Source organism: Sporosarcina sp. Y838, from assembly GCF_056786515.1.
Genome location: NZ_JBXCJD010000032.1, coordinates 1 through 19,608 on the forward strand (window position 1 = coordinate 1; position 19,608 = coordinate 19,608).

Genomic DNA, 19,608 nt, shown 5'->3' on the forward strand with positions numbered 1-19,608 from the left:
CACGTCGCCATGGACACCCTTGCGTTAAGCTAACTGTTACTTCTGCCTTCACAGTTCGGGACTTGCACCCTATAGACTACGCCCATGCTGGGCGCACCCAAAAAAGTCGATTGCATCCGTAAAGGACTCAATCGACTTTTAATATATAACACGCAAATTGCATAAATAACGTATGGTAATCCTAACGACACATTTTTGATGAAACCGTCTGCCTACTTCCCTCCAATGGAAAAGTGCTACCTCACTCGCTGGTTGCCTACTCTACCTCACGTAAGGTGTGAAGTGGGGGAAAAGCTTGCGATAACTTCAAAAGCTTACCTATTCACTATAGTAACGGTAAAAGTCCAATTTTTCTATTTTAATGTTGAGAAATCGGGCTTTTTATATTTACTTATAGTGCAAAATAACTCTCAAAGTGACAGAAGAGGGGTTTCAATAATCAATGTTTTCGGTATAAGGTGGATCGAACCAATTCCGTATCTGTCATAAGATATTCATGGCTTCGCATCATTTTAGTCTGAAGGGATGCGGTAACATCTGAAGCAGTATATGCACATACGGACATAAGTCTCATTTCGTTAACGCTAAATTCTGCAAGATGTTCAAATTCTGCAATTTTACTAAAAATCCCTTCCTGTTCCTTCCATTCGACATGAGCCCATGTACGAATATTAATCTTTTTATCAAAAAAGGGAGCCAAGACTTCACCGAAATGTTCAACAACACTGTGAATGTGAAAATCCCCGTGACAGCCATAAAATGTATAATTATCTATATGGTGAATACATTTTTTCTCTTCAATTGAGAATAATTCATTTATCCTTTTCTCTGCCTCACTATATAAATTAGAATTTTCTATTATGATAAGATGATGATTTCTTTCAATCCCTGCTTTAATATAAGCCATCATATTATCAAGATATCTCTCATTATCCTCAGAAACATATAATATGTGCGCTGAATTGTTCACCTGTAGATATTTTGTTAATTGAATGAATTTGTCCAAAATACCACCACTTTCTAAAGTCTAAATTTCATTTTTTCGATAAAGTCATTTAAGTCGAGCAAGTAGAGTTATAACAGGTAAATAAATGATTTTCATAACTCTCAACCTTATATGGCAGGGTTTTAAAAAAGGAAAACCGCCCTAAAACTCAAAATTGTTAAGTACCACCAGTACAGATGCTGACTATTCCTATTGTAAGGCAAAAAACTCTGTCATACAAGGTTTGACAATCTTATGTTACTTCTTACCACAAAAATAGGAACTGCAGTTTATAGCGTTCTCGGCTTTAAATTAGCCGTAGCACGTATTAACACCTGTTAGTTATGAAATTGATTCAAATGTCTACATATCTTCTTGAATATAAAGTGAAGGATATATGGACGATTTAGTACTAGCTAGATATAACGGGGAATCAAATAATTCATAATCGGTCATAAGGTATGGGGAATTTCTCATCATCTCGATATGCGTTCCTGCTGAAACTATTGACGAATTGTAAGAATCTGTAATTAAAATTTTATTATTGTTCGCCTTCATATCCCCTGTATTCAACTGGCTGTGTAACTTGATTAACCATTCATTTTGTAGCTCTCGTTTCTCATGCGACCATATACGTACGGACACTTTATTGTCAAACTTGGAAAGTAAACCTTTTAGATGATTAACTTTGTCTTCAGGTGAATTATTCTTTAATTCTTCCATATTTAAATGATGAATATAATTTTTGATTTCATCTTTTGTTAAGCGAGTTTCTAAGTTTTGTTGAATTTGAATGAAGTCATTATGATTAACAATAAATAAACAATGACTACCTTTTCCAATTCCTATTAGAGAAAACGTAACAGCATGATGTAAATACCTAGCTGTACTACTATATAGATATAGTAGATATCCGCTCTCCATATTTCTGAAAAATTCAGATATCCCCAAGTTCAGTGATGTATCTTTAGGTATATTATTTTTATCCTTAAAGAAAATCAATGGATCAAAATTCAACACAGTTGCAATATTTCTAGCAACAGTAATGCTAGGATTCCGTGTCCCAAGTTCTATCTGCGAATAATATGATCTGTCAATATAAGACCTTGAGGAAACTTCATTTTGAGTTAATCCTTCAGTAACGCGAAGGTGGTTCAACCACACTCTCTTCACAATATCACCCCACACTACAATAATAGATATAAAAATGTTTGTTATTGAGGCTATGTACTTATTAGAACACAATTAGACTACTATGGTAAAGGTTATGGTTGTAGCAAATGATTGGCCATTGTGGCATTTTCAATGTATCCTTTTTCGAAAATCTCTAGATAGGTATCATCCATCTATGTCACAACCATGGGATGGAGAGGCTCCACTTGACACTCTCTTTACTTTTGACCAAAAGGAGAATCTCCATATCCTGTGTATGTTTGGTTCGTTTGTTCATAAAAAGCTTTTAGGTCGCGAAGTAAATGGGCATTGCACACGGCATGTTCACACTTATCATACACAAAATACGAGGCTAGACAATGAACGGCATTCCCCCTAAGATTTCGATAAGAATAAAGTATATCAATTCTTATATGAAATGAATGTGGCATTTAGCAACTTTACATTAAATTGCTACACGGTAAAATTAAACTAATGGGCATTGCACACGGCATGTTCACACTTATCATACACAAAATACGAGGCTAGACAATGAACGGCATTCCCCCTAAGTTTTCGATAAGAATAAAGTATATCAATTCTTATATGAAATGAATGTGGCATTTAGCAACTTTACATTAAATTGCTACACGGTAAAATTAAATTAAAAGAACAGTGCAGGATGCGATTTTTTTAGAAATAAATTAACTTTATTTACAATACTCTTGTTGTTAAATCAAGCAGCCAAATAATACTGGCCCTCATAATAAGATAGATAATAAATCATTAATTTACTAGATTTTTGCATTTCAATAATATCCCTTTTAGAAAGGAGAACTTGAAGGTGAAAAAATTATCAGATGAGTTACTACTTGATGCTTATAATACTGCATTGAAACTAAAACTTAGTAGTGATTTTATCGAACTACTAGAAAAGGAAATGAACAGAAGAAATTTAGCCTTTCGCTCCCAACCTGCATCAGTACCATAATGGATACTTACACAAGGAGTTTATAATACGTGGCTGTTTATGGTCACCTTTCTCCAGTGCAGTTTTTGCTAATTCAACAACGTCGCAGGTGCTTCAAATGAACATATCGTGCCCTGATGTTTAAAACTGTCATAGTGTGCGCAGCGCACATATGGCAATGTTCGCCAGAGATATATACTGTCGCCTTGCTTCTTTCCTCCAGCAGTCAATACTATGGAGGAAGATCTAGTGAAAACCACATTTTATAAAATGGTCAAGGAATACGAATTCAGCCATTGCGAATTGACCAACCATTGTGCCGGGGTTGTCGGGTTCCCAAAAACTCAGGCAGTGGGAATCGTTGGGGAGTTTTCCAAACAGAATGAGTAGATTGCAATAACCCTTTCAGTTCCCTGATACAAAATTGAAAGTAAATAGAAAAAAAGCCTCATTCGCATATGAACTGGGCTCTTTAAATGAAGCAACTCATAATTAAATAAGCCTCTTCTGAATTATCGATTTTATCATTTTAGTAAGATTAATTTAATGCCTGTTGTAAAGTACCAAAGGTTTTCGTTTCTTTATCAAAATTAATGCCTAAAATCAACTGTCTGACAACGTCTGGATGTAGGCCAGTAATGATTGTGCGACATCCCATCATGGAAGTACTGTTAATAGTTTTCATAAGATGTTCAATTATAGTTCACTGGTTTTTCGTCGTATCAAATAAATGATTTTATAACTCCCTTTCAATATTTCAACTGAGGATTGAAAGGCTTATTTGCTTCGGACGGATTACTTGAAGTTGTTTCATGTAGAAACCATGGAAGAGGTAATAGATTGTTATAGCGATAATTTTTCTGAAGAAGTAGATATACTGCTAATGGAATTAGGTGTAACACCTAGTGTATTTTGCAAAACAAAGTACAGAGAATTGCAAAGGATTCGTAAATAGTATTGCAGAGGATATTGCAGACTCCAAGTTGAGTTGACATGGGGCCTCTACGGACAGAATGCACGAGCCTAGAAGCCAGGCACCACAAAGATCTGGCCCAGCCAATGCAGGCTATCATGCCCGCCTCTCCATGTAAAATCTTGCTCAAATCGGTATGCATTTTTCTTTGCAATTCTTTGTACCATCATATTGCAATCGACTTTCCTCTTATAAAAACTTATTTCAGTCCACACTTTAAACTCAACTTTCACTTTATATTTACGTTACTTAAATGTCTTCTTCTATATTCCAAAACTCTCCCTTTCGCTAATCTCCTCATTGAAGTTAGTAGTTTTTTTAAATTATATGTGCAAAATAATACTTGAAATAAGCGCAAATTATCGGTCAAAGTGACACCCACTACCAAACGTACAGACCCCTTGGATACACAATCTTCACAAAAAAAAGAAGATTAGGTTTCGCCGACCTTCACAATGTTCTTGTAATACTTAACTTGCGATACATTGCTATTACCTTTATATTTTCTCGTTCCCATACTTCATTCCTAAACACTGGGATTTTGAATTGTTTCTCCATTTCAGTCATTAAACCAGCTAGTAGAATACCTTTTCTTGGTTGATCTGCATGGATGATTCTTTCATACTCCCTTTGATATTCTAAAAGTGATTTCTTGGCCATCATTATCTGTCTCCTTTAGCTACTTCTCTTTTAGCACGGATTAGTGTGCTTTTAGAAATCCCTGTAATTTCTCCTACTTGCGTATAAGAATTCGTTTCCAATAGCTGTAAAGCGTGTGCTACTTGCTTTTTAGTGAATTTTTTCGGTCTACCTTCACGGAAATCAGGATTCTGCTTCGCAATGGCTTTCCCCTCTGCTAATCGTTCAACTATCATATCCCTGTCAAATTCCGCAATGGCTGATAACATTCTTAAAATTAATCTGCCCATTGATGTATCCTCTACAAGTCCCATATTTAATATGTGAACCTTGATTCCTTTTGCTAGCAATTCTTTAATTAGATTTACCCCATCCTCTGCTGATCTTGCGAAACGATCTAGCTTCGTAACTACTAATGTATCACCTTTTTTCAGCAATGATAGTAACTCTACAAATTGAGGACGATCCGATTTAGTTCCAGTGAATTTCTCTGAATAGATTTTGTCACAACCTTCACTTTCCAATGTCTGCAGCTGTAACTCTAAATCTTGTGACGCTGTACTAACGCGACCATAACCATATTTCATATGTATTTACCCCTTTTCTTGTGGCCAACTTATGATACCTAGTTATGACACCGCCTGACACCTTAACATTACTACATTCCAAAAATGGTGTCAAAACTTAAAGGTTATGACACTCTTGTGGCGTAAAAGAAGACGCGAAAAATGAAATCGAACAAAAATAAACTTTCGATTTAATTCTGTGCTAGAATGAATTGAAAATAGAAAGGAGGGTTTGAAACCGATGAAAGACATATTTTCATACAACGTAAATACTATTGAAAAAACCGCCTATATGAATTGGCGAACACAGCGCTTCGACCATATTAATAATATGATTGTTGTCGCAGAGGGATTTAGTGATTCAGCTTTATTATTAGTAAAAGAGGTTTTGAAAGATAATACAGACAAAAAAGCTGATAATTTGATTTTCCCAATCCTATTTAATGCAAACCACAGTATTGAAGTTTATTTAAAAGCAATCTGCTGGACTCAGAATAAATTATTGGATAAAGAAGATACGTTTAAAATGAATCATGATTTAAAAGGGCTACTTACAAAAGTAGTCGATTTAGAAAACGAATTGAATAACCCGAATGACAAAGCAGTATTTCACGAAATGCTGAGTAACCTAAGTGCGTATATTAATGAACTTTATGGAAAAATCGAAAGAATAATTAAAGACAAAAATGGAAATGATAAACCCCTTTACGATATTACATTTTGTCGTTACACTTCAATCAATGATATAGAACCACAATTCTATATCAATACTTTCGATAACGTAGTAGTGGATTTAGAGAACTTCCTTACAGTATTTGAAGGTGTTTTTGATAACCTTCAATCTTTATCAACAAACTATTCAAGTTTGCTAGAAGCTAAGCAAGAAAATGAATATGAAGCACGCCAGCTTCAAATAGAAATGGAATCTGAATTTCGTGGTGATTATTAAATACCCTCGACTAATGAAGTAGCTAAAAAACAAAAGCAACCAAGAATTTTCTTAACCGGTTTACTTGTGAGGTGCAAAAATACTAATTAAATTGTTTATATACATTATACGTCATACCCATTAATAGGCGTTGTATTACGTATATGATTAAGAGTTACTTCTGCTGCTTGATCGACTGTGTAAGTAGTCCGATTATTAATAAAAAGCGTTAACATTCCATGCCATATTAAACTATGAATATCAGCAAGTTTTTCAGCTTCAACCCCTTGTATGTATCCTTCTCTCACACATTCATCGAGTGAGATCAAGGTTCGCTTAGATTTATCGGATTCTAAAAGCATAAGCCTAATATCATCATCACTTTCTAAGATTTGTACTATGTCAGATGGTGAGTATTCATAGTATTTATGCATGTTAATCGGATGTGTTCCTAGATTAGAAGAAAATACCGCATAATAAATTTGGGGCGATTCAAAAGAATACTTACAAAAGCACTCCCAAATGAGGAAGTATCTTTCTAAAGGTGTTTTTGCTTTTTCGAGATATCCTGGTAAAGCATCCGTATATCTTTTGACCATACTCATCGATGCAAAGAAAATTAAATGAGATAAGTCTTCAAAATAGTTATATATTGTTGCGCTATTATATCCGGCTTTATTAGCAATTTTTCGTATCGTTACCTTATCAAAGCCTTCTTTTTCAATAATTTCAGCAGTAGCACTTATAAAATAGTTCATGATTCGTTTGGTTTGTATATCCTTGTTTAATTCTTTTTGATTTTTCAAAGTACCACCTCTAAGCTGTATAATAAACAATACTGTTACAATTCTGTTTGTTCATATATTATAACCCATCTTTCTATAACTTAAAATCATTTTGGTAAACGCTCTGACTAACTGCTCATTACTATATTGATATTTGTGGGTTTTCGAATAATGAATCACCATTGCTATATGTATTTTACCTATTGGCATCCAAGAAGTGAAAGACATTACAGAGTAAAAGAATATTTAAATGCTGGAAATAAATATGGAAATAGAAGGAGATAGTAGGAAAAGTTAGATCAATGCTTTTATTTACAACCCTATTCACAAAAACCTCGTGACTTTAGTCGAAAGGGTAAATTAATAGATAGGGGCTAAAATAAAGAGACTGCCATTTTAAGCAATTAAGTGAGTTGAAGAAGGGCAGCCTCAATAGTCATCTATTAAGTTGAAACCTAATTCTTATGAAAGTCTTGTTAGAAATACCTTAACTTAGTTATTTCAATATTCCGCTAAATTAATATACATTTTCTTTTTATTACTTCTTGAAACTTTATCCTTTTTATATGTGAAGTTCTAAAACTTTCCCATCACATGAGAGGCTGTAACAATAATTGTTCTGAAACAAAACAAGACTTAACATGATCCCTATTGAAGCGATTAACTGTTTGTCAGCTGAAATGGCTTCATACCGTGATGTGTCAATTTTCATCATACATCCGTTATGATAAGCGTGAAGCAGCTTCTACTTTAGCTAGTTTATCTTTTGTCAATTCACTTTTTTGCTTTGATTGTTTTAGTTTAAAAGGCGCGTAGATAAGAATAATCATTAGTAATAAACCCAGGTAGCCTACAAGCGTATAAAACTTGGATACTAAAGTAGTAAATCCAACAAAACTACAAGCAAATCCAATTGCTAAAGAAATAATCGTTGCAATATTCGCCTTCTTTGTTCCCATTTTAAAAAATCTAGCAACAAAACTATAGTACATACCAAGAGCTGAGTTGAAGATCATCCCAAACAAAACAATAGCATAAAAAATGGATAGAACAGGTGAGAAATCTTCAACAATCTTTAATAATGGCAAGTCGAATGATGCAACAACATGCACTTGAGAGAAAATTGACAAGTGAGCAAAGAGGATCATAAGTCCTATACCAAGACCTCCAATTAACCCACTAATACCTGCAATGCGTGAGTCTTTTTCTGCCCCACCTATAACAAGTGACATTGAAACCCCTAATGCAATACATAAGGAAGCATAGTTTATTGCGGACATGATCCAGTTAGGGAATGATTTGTCTTGACTTTCTGCAATTGGTTTTAGCTCTGCAAAAGACATGTCCATCGTGCTTAAACTATAAGCAAATATAAATATAATGAATATTAATAAGAATGGTGTAACAATTGCAATTAGGGAAATAACTTTCTCAACTTTGAGCATCATAGAAATTGCAACAATAACAGCCATAATTAAACTACCAACGAAAACTGGTAATCCAAACTGCTGATTGAGAGTAGATCCTGCACCAGCCATCATAAGCACTCCAGTACCAAATAAAGTGAATATAATGATACCGTCTATTATTCTTCCTAATTGACGCCCGCTAATTTGATAGATGACTGTCTTATGTGACGTTGCTTTAAGACGACTCCCTATATTCGTCATGACCATTCCGAAATAGGCTAATAAAACAGTTACTAAAATTATTGCATAGGTTCCTCTATGGCCAAAACTTGTGAAATATTGTAATATTTCTTGCCCTGAAGCATACCCAGCTCCTATTATAACCCCAATAAAAGCACCAGCAATCTTTAGTATTCTAAACATAAATAGCCTCCTTTTTTTATAAGAATATAGTCATTATTAGTCAAATTTTCAGCCTTATCTTCTTTTTAAGACAAGAATATCCTGCTCACGATATCCACCAGCATCAGTTGACTCTCGGGGCACCGTCATTATTAACTTTATGAAAATGTCCATCTCAATTATAAAGCAATTCGATATTTCCCCTCCATATTTCGTTTAATATTTTGGTAGACAAAAAATGTCATGGCGCCCCAGAGTATACCACCATCTCTGAAAACAACTAATAAGTGAGGACTTTAGGTTTATTGAGGACTGTGGCACTGAGAGTTTGTCCAAAGTATTCAATACTCAATTCAGTATGGTTTTCCAATACTTCAGGAGCTAATAAGGCAGTGACAATTCCCCTTCCAAGACTGTAACTATAGCCTGCACTTGTGACAAAACCGACTGTCTTCCCATTGCTAATAACAGGTTCATATCCCATGACCACTTGATTCGGTTCATCCAGAATAAGTGTTGACGATACAAGCTTAGGAGTCATTTTGCTGCGTTCGATTAGAAATTTTTTTCCAATGAACTCTTTAGTCAGATCAATCATTTCTACAAGGTAGATTTCGTAGGGGCTGTGCTCACTCCAATAGTCTTTTCCGTATCTTAATGTCTGTGATTCTATGCGCAAGTTTTCAAGGGCACGGTCTCCAACCGCGATCAGCTCATGAGCTTGCCCTGCTTGATAGAGTATGTCCCAAAGCTGTAAGCCTTGATCATTGGTCGTAAAAAACTCCCAACTTTCTGTACCGTTTACATTAGCGAATACTGCTAGAACTGGTACATTATTGATATAAACTTCCTCCGACTGTTTCTTTTCCCATGCGCCTTTGGCAAATGCATTCCGATCAATGGACTGCATGATATCTCTGGCCCTTGGTCCCATGATACCTAGACCACAAGTGCCCGCTGTTTGATCCTGGATGACAACTTTTCCTGATTTGGGGACATGTTTTTGTATCCAGTTTGCTTCTACTGCACCGGTACAAAGAATAAAGAATGAATTATTATCTTTACGTATGATTGTGATTTCATCTTTAATTCCTGCTAATTCGTGCAGCATCAAAGTCTTTGTCGTACTACCGACGGGAATATCGATATTGCTTGTTGTAAGAGACTGTAAAAGCGCAAGTGCCCCTTCACCGCTGATTTCCAGCCGTTTCTTTGATGCCGTTATATCACATAGACCGGCATGTTCCTGCATATGCAGCTGTTCCGCTTCGATAATCGGCGACCAATAGCGCGCCTCCCAGCCTTCACGTTTAAAAATCCTGCTTTCATATCTTTCAGTAAGCGCTTCATTCGCTTCATACCATTGTGGCTGTTCCCATCCTAGTTTTTCATTAAAAACAGCTGCCAATGTCTGCTGGCGCATATAAAATGGACTGACCCGCATATTGCGTGATGTGGCAGACGGTTCGAACGGATGGCGAATATCATAAACCTTTTCATATTCTTCATTTGAACGCGGTTTATAAAAGGCTGGACTTTGTCCATAAGCATCGAAACGATTAATATCGCACAGCTCCAAGTCAAGAGTTGGAGCACCGTTTACAATCCATTCAGCCATTTGTTTACCGACCCCTGTTGAGTGCGTTACCCAAACTGCTTCTGCAGCCCAAAAACCTCGTACTTTTTTCGACTCCCCTAATAACGGCATTCCATCTGGCGTGAACGAGAAAATTCCGTTCATCCCTTTCCTTAATCCCGCTTCTTTTAGGCCGGGAACCAAATTTTGTGCATCTTGCCAAGGATTACCGTAAAAATGTTCAGGTGTAAATGACCTGATGGAAGGCATCTCTTCACTTTCACCAAATTTAGAAACCTCACTTATCTCAATAGGCAATGCTTCATGTTGATAAGAACCGATTCCTACACTATTAAACGCTTGACGATAATACATAGAACTATCTAAATCCCTTACAATTGGAGCTGTTACTTCTTCCGACTCCCCAGCTAATTCAGAAATATCATTTGAGAATATATACTGATGCGCAATGGGCTGAAGAGGGATAGTAATACCTACCATTTCACCTATTCGTTGACCCCAGAACCCCGCACAACAGATCACCAAGTCTGCTTCAAAATTGCCATTACTCGTTTCTACTTCTTTAACCTGATCGTTGACCACATTAATTCCCGTTACTTCTCTATTACCGTAAAACCTAGTGCCGCAGGATTTTGAAAAGTCTGTCATTATATTTATAGCACGCAGAGGTTTAGCAATTCCGTCGGTTGGTACATACAATCCTCCTAAAATATTATCTGGATTAATAAAAGAACATTTTTCTTTACAATCTTCTGGCGAAAGTACGTGAGCTTCAATTCCCCACGATTTCCCTGCTCCCGCCTTTCGTTTTAAATCATCTAAACGTTCCGGCGTTTTTGCTAACTCTAGACTCCCTACCGAATAAAATGATAGATATTCATCATCACTTAATTCTGTAAAAGTCTTAACTGTATGTGAAGCTAACTCTGTAAGCAATTTCGAAAAATTAAGTTGTGCAACAAGCCCTGGAGCGTGAGAAGTCGATCCACCTGTTTCAAATAGGGGACCTTGTTCAATGACTGTTATGTCATGTTGTCCCATTTTATTTAAAAAATAAGCCGTACTACATCCAACAATACCAGCACCAATAATAACAATTTTTTTTTGTTCCATAATTACCCATCCTCCATTTATTCGGACAGCAAATACAAAGATTATGCTATCCAAGATATTATACAATTTAAAATTCTCGTTATATCATTGCTGTTTTATTCTCAACATTTAACTTTTTAGTCACGTCAATGTAATCGCTTTCAATAATGAGTTAGCATTTTTAATGAAATTAATTTCTCTATAATATGAACATCCCTCCTTTTCTAGAAGCACTCAGTAAACAAAACTAATAAAGTAATCATGATTACTTGATAATTACGATAGCACAGGAAGATACGGTTGTAAACATATTTTTCAGACTATTCATAATCTTTTTTAATGCATGCAATACTCAACTAATATAAAAGTGGACGTTTAGAAGGAAAATAGGATTATGACCTAACTAATGCAACAGAACGCTATGATTAGGCTGAAGAAATTTTAAAAGGATTGTAAAAGGCAGTAATAAACAAGTATTAAAAACGCTTGAGGAAGTGATGGAAATATCCCTTAGTGCTATTCACCAGGAAGATGTAGCCAATTATCTTAGACAAATCAAACTAACTTTACCCAGCCATATTTAATAGCAGTTACAACAGCCTTTTGAACTAAAATAATGCAAATGAAAAGCTACTCGTGAGAGTAGCTTTTCATTGTAAAATTCACAGAGATCCAAAAGTTGCGGCATTCTTCTCTTTTTCGCGCGTGTTTACTCCGGATTGTCGCTATGTGCGATTTCCCGGGAAAAGATTATGTGGGTGGCCCCCTGCACTTAGTCATAACTTCTAAATTGAACCAGTATGAAATTATTTCAAATATGCGATAGTACTTTTTAAAGGAGATTCATTTTCTCTAGCATTTCTTTTTTCGTAGGGTTTGTATATAACATCGTCGTATGAATATTTGAATGTCCGGCTTGATTAGCCACTTAATGAATACTCATGCCTTTCTCAATCGCATTTGAACAGAAAAAATGTCGAAGATCATGTGGAGTAATATCTTTTCCGATTTTAACCGAATAAGTATTAAAAAACCTATTCACAACAGTACGATCCAACCTCTTATTTCGGTTGCTCGGGAAAAGGAATTCGCAATCTATTCCTTTTTCTTTTCTTTCCCGCAGCCAAGACTGTAAGGCGATCTTCACTTTATCCCCCATAAAAACGGTTCTAGATTTATCTCCCTTCCCGTCTACAATAAGTATTTCACGGGACACCAAGTTAATATCGGTTGTTTTTAAATTAAGTGTTTCTGAAATGCGTAATCCCCCATAGGCTAGAACAGTTACGATTGCATAATTTCTGGCCTTCCCACTATCCAGCACTAACTGACGAAACATTTCCGCATCCTGAAATTCAACTTTTGCAAGGGAAGCATACTGCTGCTGAACTTTAACAAAATCACTTTTTTCAATAACTAGATCCGATTGTTTTTTGTCATGAATTAAAAACTCGTTGAATTTTACTAAACCGCTTAATCTAGTGTTAATTGTTTTAGGTCCTACCGTTTCAATTGTTTTAAGATAGGATAGATATTCCCGCATATTTTCCCGGTGCAACTTTGTGAATGAAACACCTTTTGATTCATCGAACCATTTTATATATCCATTAACGGATTGAGTGTATCCTTTGATAGTATTTTCACTTAGGTCACTTGAATTTAAATATTCCTGGAAAGCTCCCAACATAATATCATCTCCTGTAAATTATGATGTATTAATTATCGAATACATCTCATAAACTATGTTGCATAATAGCTTGAATCATATCTAATAAAACACAAAAATACAACATAATTGACATTATGTTGTAAAAAGAAAACGCTCACTATTTACTGTGAACGTTTATGAATATCCCCTCCTTTATGCCAGTATTTTATAGGCATGACCCCCTCTTTAAATAAATAATCATTTAAAAACATCACGAACCTGGGTATAAATATTTGGAGATGACAGTCGGCATTAGATTGGGCAAACTCGCAAATTACAGAAGGTACGAATGTCACTTGCATCGCATAAACGATGTTTCCTCTTGATTCCAATTTACAGCTGACCAATCGGTTTTAACATCGTAAAACGCCTATTCGGAGGCAAGTATCTACAAAGATCTATTGGTCTTTAATTTTTCCCTTTCCTATTTTCCAAAATATGCTTTAGTGTCAGGTTCTTTTAAAATATATCCATTCTAGCTTAAACTTTTTACACTATTATTAAATATAAATACTTCTTCTTTAGAGTAATTAGTTACAATATATTTTGTTTTATCCTGATTATATTTATTTTTACGAACTGCGCAAGCAATTGACGGACAAATAGGAAATATATATTCAGTTTTACCTTCGCTGTTCTTGTAAAGACTAACTGGTCTATCTGAGGTTAAAAATTCATATCCCTTTTCAGCTACTAATAATTCAATGTCAATGTCCATGTCCTCGAAACTCTTTATAAATAGGACCACTATTTCTGAAATAAGATAAAAAATACTTCAAATTTAAATCGTAATAAATGCTCTCCAACTGTAACAAATATTTTTCATCTTCATCTAATTCCTCATTTAAAACATTATTAAATTCTTCTCCGAAAATTTTAATTACTTCATAAAAAAAGTCCGTTAATTTTTCATTAGGTGGATAAGTTCTCCAATGAATAGCTACCCAACAAAAGACGGTGAAACTCGAATTCCACCCTCCACTATTTATTAGACAAAGAAAAACACCGAAGGGAATAATCCACATCGGTGATACCTCTATCCTATTTTTATCTTTTAATAACTTCTGAACTTGCGATAGCACTCAATTACGAACGGACAATGCCTACAATGACTAGAGGGCGTTGATAGGAATAAACTTTCCTCTTCTTCTGGCAGCATATCTAAAATCTCTCGCTTAGAATTGATTTCGTTTGCTACACCCAAAGCCCACCGTCTGGAACTTTCCATATCAGTCTGATTGAAAACGTGTTTACTTGCTCTTCTGAATCGAAGAAAATACAAGTTGCCTTTCACTCGTGTTCTGTTCTTTAATTGACCTACAGCCCATGCATACAGCCCTACCTGATGATTGTCACGAACGTCGTATCTAACCCTGTTCGTCTTCCAATCGACTAATTTACTTCCGTCTGGTGATACAAGATCTATATAGCCTTGTAACATCGGGGCTGAATTTCCAACAGAAAGAGGTATCTGAAAATGAATCTCCGTTTCACCCATATTTTCTTTAATCGGTGCGTGACTAACCAACTCTGACATTTCATCCATAGTCACTTCTGGATGAAACTCCGCTTCAATCATCCCGTTTAAAATGGCTTCAAAATGAGACACCCCATTAGTTTTATCCTCTACTGCTTTATGAACCCCTTTACCCAAAGCTAGAGGGTATGAAGAAGAAAAGCATCTTATCTAAAGATGCTTTTCGATTTCATTAGTTTTAGGTGGAAAGCCAACGAGAATGTTCATTTGACTTAGCTAAGTAATCTTTTAACTGATCTGTTGATAGATTTTTGAATTAATCAATCAATCCTAAAAAGTTTTTTCCAAGTATATATTCCTTCTGGTTATCAGGAATTTGAAGTGAATCAATCCAACTTTTCTTTTCCGAATAGTCATATTCATTAAATTTTATCATTCCATATGGTCCGTCGCAACCATAAAGAACTTTACGATATCCTAAATATTCCACTGCCTTCTTTACAATAGATGGATTAAGATAATCACTTGATGTGTCAACAAATACATTTGGTTGATCCTTAATGTATTTCCAAAGTTTTTTCCAAAAAGGAAGACCGGCGTGAGCATAAATTAATTTAAGTTTGGGGAAATTTTCAGGTAAATATTTATAGGAGTCTGGTTCTGAAGATAGATGAATAATCATAGGTATACCTTTTGATTCACACATAGTCGCAACTGGAGCAAGTGCCTCAATACTATATTCATGCATGAACGGATGAGCTTTCACTCCAATAAAACTAGGTTTATTAAGGTATAATTCTACTTCTTCCACTGATACAGGAATCAGTGGGTTTAGTGCTACCCAGCCTAGAAATCGGTCTGGAAATCTATTAATTGCAGTAGCAACAATATCATTGCTCGGTTTGGTAAAAATCTTGAATGAATTGCCATAAAGTTTCAAATAGCCATCCTTTACTAGACCATCATAAATTCCGAGCCCCATTTGAGGTGCATTTAGTATTAGAAAACGGAATAAGCTTTGTAGATTATGTTGAAAAGTGCTATCCAATTCAAACATTTTTTCGTTCATGGGGGCAATTAGCGCTGTTTTAGTTACATCATTTTTATCCATACCCTCTATCATTTTTTCTAGAGTCAACATTGTTTCATCCACATGAAAATGGCAATCAACAATCATTTTAATCCTCCCCCTCAAATTACTATCTTATTTGTATTATCAAACCACTTAACTGTGACTCACCTCTAGCAGACTTAGATAACATCTCGCTGTTAAAAATTAAATAAAAAATCTGAGACTAAGTGGACACACAGGCAAAAGAACTTATAGATTACCATCTCATTTCATTAGTTCAACATAAACATCTATTTAAGTATATTTCTTCACTCGTTTCATATATACCTTCATCCAGAAACTGCCTGCCCCGTTACTTGAAACATGAAAGTTTCCGAGTTAACTTTCCCTATCGAATTCCCACACCCGTTATTTTAATAGGTGTAACCCCTTGTAAGATCTCATATAAAAATGAATTCCTCTTCTCCAAGGGATTACTCATTACAATTTAATTATTCTATTGTTATTTTGTTTCGTACAATACTTCCGATACTGGGTTAGGAACAGTTAGCTTTTCTTCTTGAACAGGAAATTTGAAATCTAAAGCTAAGTTGTCTTCTTATCTTGCTGTTTTTTTCTTATTTGCATTTGACATGACTCAGCTCCCTTCCTATAACAAATATTCATAATTTTACATCATACATTTAACCCATATTTTTCAGTATCTCCTACTTCGCTAATAAACTCTCCGGAATCATCTAAGAAATAAAAGAGCTTTTGAAGGTCTTTAATGCCATCCCGTAAATCCATATCTAGGGCCATCCCTACTATAAGCGTTTAGTAGTCACCTTTAGCGGTTGCAAGGGCCTAATTGATTCAGTAATTATAATAAGTCGTTCGTTGAAGTGTTTACCGCTCTTTTTCAAATACAAAAGCAAATCAATGCCGTCCCGATGCTTCAGTTCCGATACCTTTTGCAGCAAGACATTCTGATCACGCAATGTGTTCATTACATCGACAATATCCATGTTGTTTCCATGCAGTTCTTTAAGTAGCTTCGTTACATTACGTGCTGATAGTTCCTGAACGGTTGCGAAGAATGCATCCTGCTTTCCGAACAAACCTTTTAATACATCGACCGTCGCTTCCGCTACTGTATCCGTGTCACCTTCCATTGGATTGAAACATGCGGAATTGGATTTGTCAGGATCAACATGAATACATGGGATATCCATTTCGAAACACATTTCATTTACCATTGCTGCAACATCACCTTTTGGTTCGACAACGGGTATACCTAATGGTACCCCTCGTTTCTTCTGCAGCAGTAATTGATAAATCATCGGTTTTAATATCGTTGTCGTTTTGCCATAACGTGTTGGACCTACTGCAAGCATATGTGTGAAACAATCACTCCCTTGCCATACAATCGGCATACCCATCTGCCTCACCTCCTATCAGTTTCATTTTTTTATCCAATCCCACTTGCTGAAGTTCTCATGGATTTGATCAATTTTGAATGGTGCACGATAACCTTCTTCAAAGCTGAACAACGTCAGGATGGTTCTCAATATTTTATATCTGAGTAATCCCAGGTGCTCTTTGTTCTGTTTTTTTAACATTAGTTGATTTGCATGTTCACCTTCTTCCCATAATAATTCGGGTAACGCATTGGAATTTTGGGATATACGCTTTCCCCAAAAACGCATATCCTTTTTGAAGGTTTGGGTATCCATCATCCTCAACAGTAGAAGGGATGTTTCAAGGACGACAAAACCCAGCTCGATTAGATCGGCTGGGCTTTGTTCTGCTACATGGGCTTTGACCTCCGGGTAGATATACAGCTTAGTTCTACAGATTTTAGTTTTGAAAAACACTTTGCGACTTCCCTCTTTCGAAAAAAATGGAAATAAAAATAACACGTTCCATTCAATGGCTGAATGAAACGTGTTTTGTGTCAAACAGATTATTTTAAATCTTACTTCTTCAGGCAATGGAAACCCAGTAGGCGTCTTTTGGAAGCCTATCGTTAACATACTAGAAGCTGAGAATATTGAGTTTCTAGTCGTGAATGCCCAACATATGAAAGCAGTGCCGGGTCGCAAAACCGATGTGAAGGATGCCGAATGGATTGCCAAGTTACTTCGTCATGGACTACTCAAAGCGAGTTTTATTCCTGATCGAAATCAACGGGAACTTCGGGAGTTGGTTCGCTATCGTCGCAGTATTATTGAAGAGCGCGCAAGACAACCTAATCGGATTCAAAAAGTGTTAGAAGGAGCGAATATCAAGTTGGACTCCGTTGTCTCCGATATTATGGGTGTTTCAGCTCGTGACATGCTTAATGCCATCGCAGATGGGGATGATGATCCTATAAAACTTGCTAGCTTCGCTCGTCGTACAATGAAAAAGAAAAAAGATGATCTTGAACGGTTGGATTCTATCCCTGGCGTTGCCACTCGTATGGCTGAACAAATCCTAGCTGAAGTCGGAATCGATGTCGGGAATCAATTTCCAAGCTCTTCCCATCTATGTTCCTGGGCAGGATTAGTCCCTGGCCATAATGAAAGTGCTGGCAAAAGGAAATCCACGAATATGAAAAAAGGAAACAAATATCTAAAGTCGGCCTTAGTAGAAGCCGCTCACTCTATAAGAGGGTTGAAGACCTATCTTGGAGCAATGTATAGGCGCACAGCTGCACGAAAAGGCAAAAAACGTGCAGGTATTTCTGTCGCTCATGCCATTTTGAGGATTGCCTATTATCTCTTAACACGCAAAGAAATGTATGTAGACTTAGGCGTAGATTATTTTGACAAACAAAAGCAACAATCTATTGTACGGTATTCTGTTCGAAGGCTCGAAAACTTAGGATACAACGTTACAATTACTGAACCGCAAGTCTTCTAATCCAACAAATAACTCGATCCAAACCCAGGCGCTGCATTTTTTTAAAAAAACATGAGTTGCGTCTTCTTTAGTGTTGCCATTTTTACGAAGTTTTGGCATTTAATTTTCATGGGAATTGAATAAGAACAGAAACGCTTACGGAACAACTTTATCGACGTTATTACATATTTCAGTGGCGGTCTGTCAAAATTCATCAATTATTGGACCGATAACTATTAATTACCCATAATTTATTTGATTTTCTCCGCCAACTCTAAAATAATTCCCTCTGGCCCACTGCAGTAGCATAACTTATAACTTTCTTCATAGTGTAGTATCTCACTAAAGATTTTCGTACCTTTCTTTATCAACTTGGCAACAACAGCTTCAATATCTTCGATGGTCGTAAAAAGTAAGATTAAATAGTTCATTTTCTTTTTCATTTTAGAACTCTCCTATAATAGTTTCATACTGTTCATTCTAAATATCTGTTAATGTTAACCTATTGATAATAGTACATTCCAAGATTAACTTTATTTCAGTGAATACTTTGTTCAAAGTCTGCAGTATAATATTTCAATAGGTCGCGAGAATCTAAGCCCTCCGACATATCGACACCATTAAGTTGCGCCGATGTAATACCATCCTCGCCAGAAATACTAACTTATATGCGGACGAGCACTTCGTACCAGCCCGTTACTTCATATTTACAACTAAAACTTCTTATAGATATATCAAAGTTGTAGAGCTTGACATTAAAATAAACACAAAAAAGGCCATTACCTATAAGGCAATGACTTTTTAATGAGACCGGCGAAGTCCTACTCTCACAGGGGGAAACCCCCAACTACCATCGGCGCTGAAGAGCTTAACTTCCGTGTTCGGTATGGAAACGGGTGTGACCTCTTCGCAATCGTCACCAGACTCTTTGAGCTTGTTCGCTCAAAACTGAATGAAACAGACATTGTGTGCATGAATCAGGGTAATC

The 19,608-nt window shown here is 35.9% G+C and carries 15 protein-coding genes, 1 rRNA gene and 3 pseudogenes; 3 read left to right on the forward strand and 16 right to left on the reverse strand.

Annotation, left to right across the window (positions count from 1 at the left end; genetic code table 11):
- Positions 1 to 439 precede the first annotated feature (439 nt).
- Together AC1TO4_RS19120 and AC1TO4_RS19125 are read right to left on the reverse strand one after the other, a co-directional pair.
- Positions 440 to 1,006, reverse strand: a complete 567-nt coding sequence (locus AC1TO4_RS19120; RefSeq protein WP_482106606.1) for an MEDS domain-containing protein — start codon at positions 1,004 to 1,006, stop codon at positions 440 to 442.
- Positions 1,007 to 1,348: 342 nt separating this feature from the next.
- A complete protein-coding gene (locus AC1TO4_RS19125) occupies positions 1,349 to 2,158 on the reverse strand; it encodes a helix-turn-helix domain-containing protein (RefSeq protein WP_482106607.1) in 810 nt (269 codons plus the stop codon).
- Between the two features lie 823 nt (positions 2,159 to 2,981).
- Between AC1TO4_RS19125 and AC1TO4_RS19130 the strand changes: the two genes are divergently transcribed.
- On the forward strand, positions 2,982 to 3,128 hold the full coding sequence (locus tag AC1TO4_RS19130; protein ID WP_482106608.1) for a sporulation histidine kinase inhibitor Sda: 147 nt from the start codon (positions 2,982 to 2,984) through the stop codon (positions 3,126 to 3,128).
- A 1,402-nt stretch (positions 3,129 to 4,530) separates the two neighbouring features.
- Here AC1TO4_RS19130 and AC1TO4_RS19135 read toward each other — a convergent pair.
- Both AC1TO4_RS19135 and AC1TO4_RS19140 read right to left on the reverse strand, forming a co-directional pair.
- A complete protein-coding gene (locus tag AC1TO4_RS19135) occupies positions 4,531 to 4,743 on the reverse strand; it encodes a hypothetical protein (protein WP_482106609.1) in 213 nt (70 codons plus the stop codon).
- Positions 4,743 to 5,306, reverse strand: coding sequence for a recombinase family protein (locus AC1TO4_RS19140; RefSeq protein ID WP_482106610.1), 564 nt, complete (start codon positions 5,304 to 5,306; stop codon positions 4,743 to 4,745). Before AC1TO4_RS19140 ends, AC1TO4_RS19135 begins: the two co-directional genes overlap by 1 nt.
- 220 nt (positions 5,307 to 5,526) lie before the next feature.
- Between AC1TO4_RS19140 and AC1TO4_RS19145 the strand changes: the two genes are divergently transcribed.
- The gene (locus AC1TO4_RS19145; RefSeq protein WP_482106611.1) at positions 5,527 to 6,234 is read left to right on the forward strand and encodes a hypothetical protein; all 708 of its coding nucleotides are present in this window, start codon (positions 5,527 to 5,529) and stop codon (positions 6,232 to 6,234) included.
- A gap of 104 nt (positions 6,235 to 6,338) precedes the next feature.
- Here AC1TO4_RS19145 and AC1TO4_RS19150 read toward each other — a convergent pair whose 3' ends face one another.
- The 10 genes and pseudogenes from AC1TO4_RS19150 to AC1TO4_RS19195 form a co-directional block, all read right to left on the reverse strand.
- Entirely contained in the window at positions 6,339 to 7,019 is a 681-nt protein-coding gene (locus AC1TO4_RS19150; RefSeq protein WP_482106612.1) for a TetR/AcrR family transcriptional regulator, read from the reverse strand.
- A 701-nt stretch (positions 7,020 to 7,720) separates the two neighbouring features.
- Entirely contained in the window at positions 7,721 to 8,830 is a 1,110-nt protein-coding gene (locus AC1TO4_RS19155) for a YkvI family membrane protein (RefSeq protein ID WP_482106613.1), read from the reverse strand.
- A 259-nt stretch (positions 8,831 to 9,089) separates the two neighbouring features.
- Positions 9,090 to 11,519, reverse strand: a complete 2,430-nt coding sequence (locus AC1TO4_RS19160) for a GcvT family protein (protein WP_482106614.1) — start codon at positions 11,517 to 11,519, stop codon at positions 9,090 to 9,092.
- Positions 11,520 to 12,330: 811 nt separating this feature from the next.
- A pseudogene (locus AC1TO4_RS19165) lies at positions 12,331 to 13,185 on the reverse strand (tyrosine-type recombinase/integrase).
- Positions 13,186 to 13,681: 496 nt separating this feature from the next.
- Entirely contained in the window at positions 13,682 to 13,924 is a 243-nt protein-coding gene (locus AC1TO4_RS19170) for a DUF4238 domain-containing protein (protein ID WP_482106615.1), read from the reverse strand.
- The gene (locus AC1TO4_RS19175) at positions 13,914 to 14,231 is read right to left on the reverse strand and encodes a hypothetical protein (protein ID WP_482106616.1); all 318 of its coding nucleotides are present in this window, start codon (positions 14,229 to 14,231) and stop codon (positions 13,914 to 13,916) included. Before AC1TO4_RS19175 ends, AC1TO4_RS19170 begins: the two co-directional genes overlap by 11 nt.
- A gap of 29 nt (positions 14,232 to 14,260) precedes the next feature.
- Positions 14,261 to 14,815 carry a PD-(D/E)XK nuclease family protein gene (locus AC1TO4_RS19180; RefSeq protein WP_482106617.1) on the reverse strand — a complete coding sequence of 185 codons (555 nt, stop codon included), beginning with the start codon at positions 14,813 to 14,815 and terminating at the stop codon, positions 14,261 to 14,263.
- A gap of 184 nt (positions 14,816 to 14,999) precedes the next feature.
- Complete coding sequence (locus tag AC1TO4_RS19185; RefSeq protein WP_482106618.1) at positions 15,000 to 15,860, reverse strand: amidohydrolase family protein; 861 nt, start codon at positions 15,858 to 15,860, stop codon at positions 15,000 to 15,002.
- 701 nt (positions 15,861 to 16,561) lie between these two features.
- Positions 16,562 to 17,176 (reverse strand): type IV secretory system conjugative DNA transfer family protein, encoded by a 615-nt coding sequence (locus AC1TO4_RS19190; protein ID WP_482106619.1) that lies wholly within the window; start codon positions 17,174 to 17,176, stop codon positions 16,562 to 16,564.
- Positions 17,177 to 17,197: 21 nt separating this feature from the next.
- On the reverse strand, positions 17,198 to 17,611 hold the full coding sequence (locus AC1TO4_RS19195) for a hypothetical protein (RefSeq protein ID WP_482106620.1): 414 nt from the start codon (positions 17,609 to 17,611) through the stop codon (positions 17,198 to 17,200).
- 130 nt (positions 17,612 to 17,741) lie between these two features.
- Between AC1TO4_RS19195 and AC1TO4_RS19200 the strand changes: the two are divergent.
- Positions 17,742 to 18,641 (forward strand): annotated as a pseudogene (locus AC1TO4_RS19200) (IS110 family RNA-guided transposase); the annotation flags it as partial.
- 230 nt (positions 18,642 to 18,871) lie between these two features.
- Here AC1TO4_RS19200 and AC1TO4_RS19205 read toward each other — a convergent pair.
- Together AC1TO4_RS19205 and rrf are read right to left on the reverse strand one after the other, a co-directional pair.
- A pseudogene (locus AC1TO4_RS19205) lies at positions 18,872 to 19,021 on the reverse strand (VOC family protein); the annotation flags it as partial.
- A 407-nt stretch (positions 19,022 to 19,428) separates the two neighbouring features.
- A 5S ribosomal RNA gene (gene rrf / locus AC1TO4_RS19210) occupies positions 19,429 to 19,544 on the reverse strand.
- Positions 19,545 to 19,608: the final 64 nt, after the last annotated feature.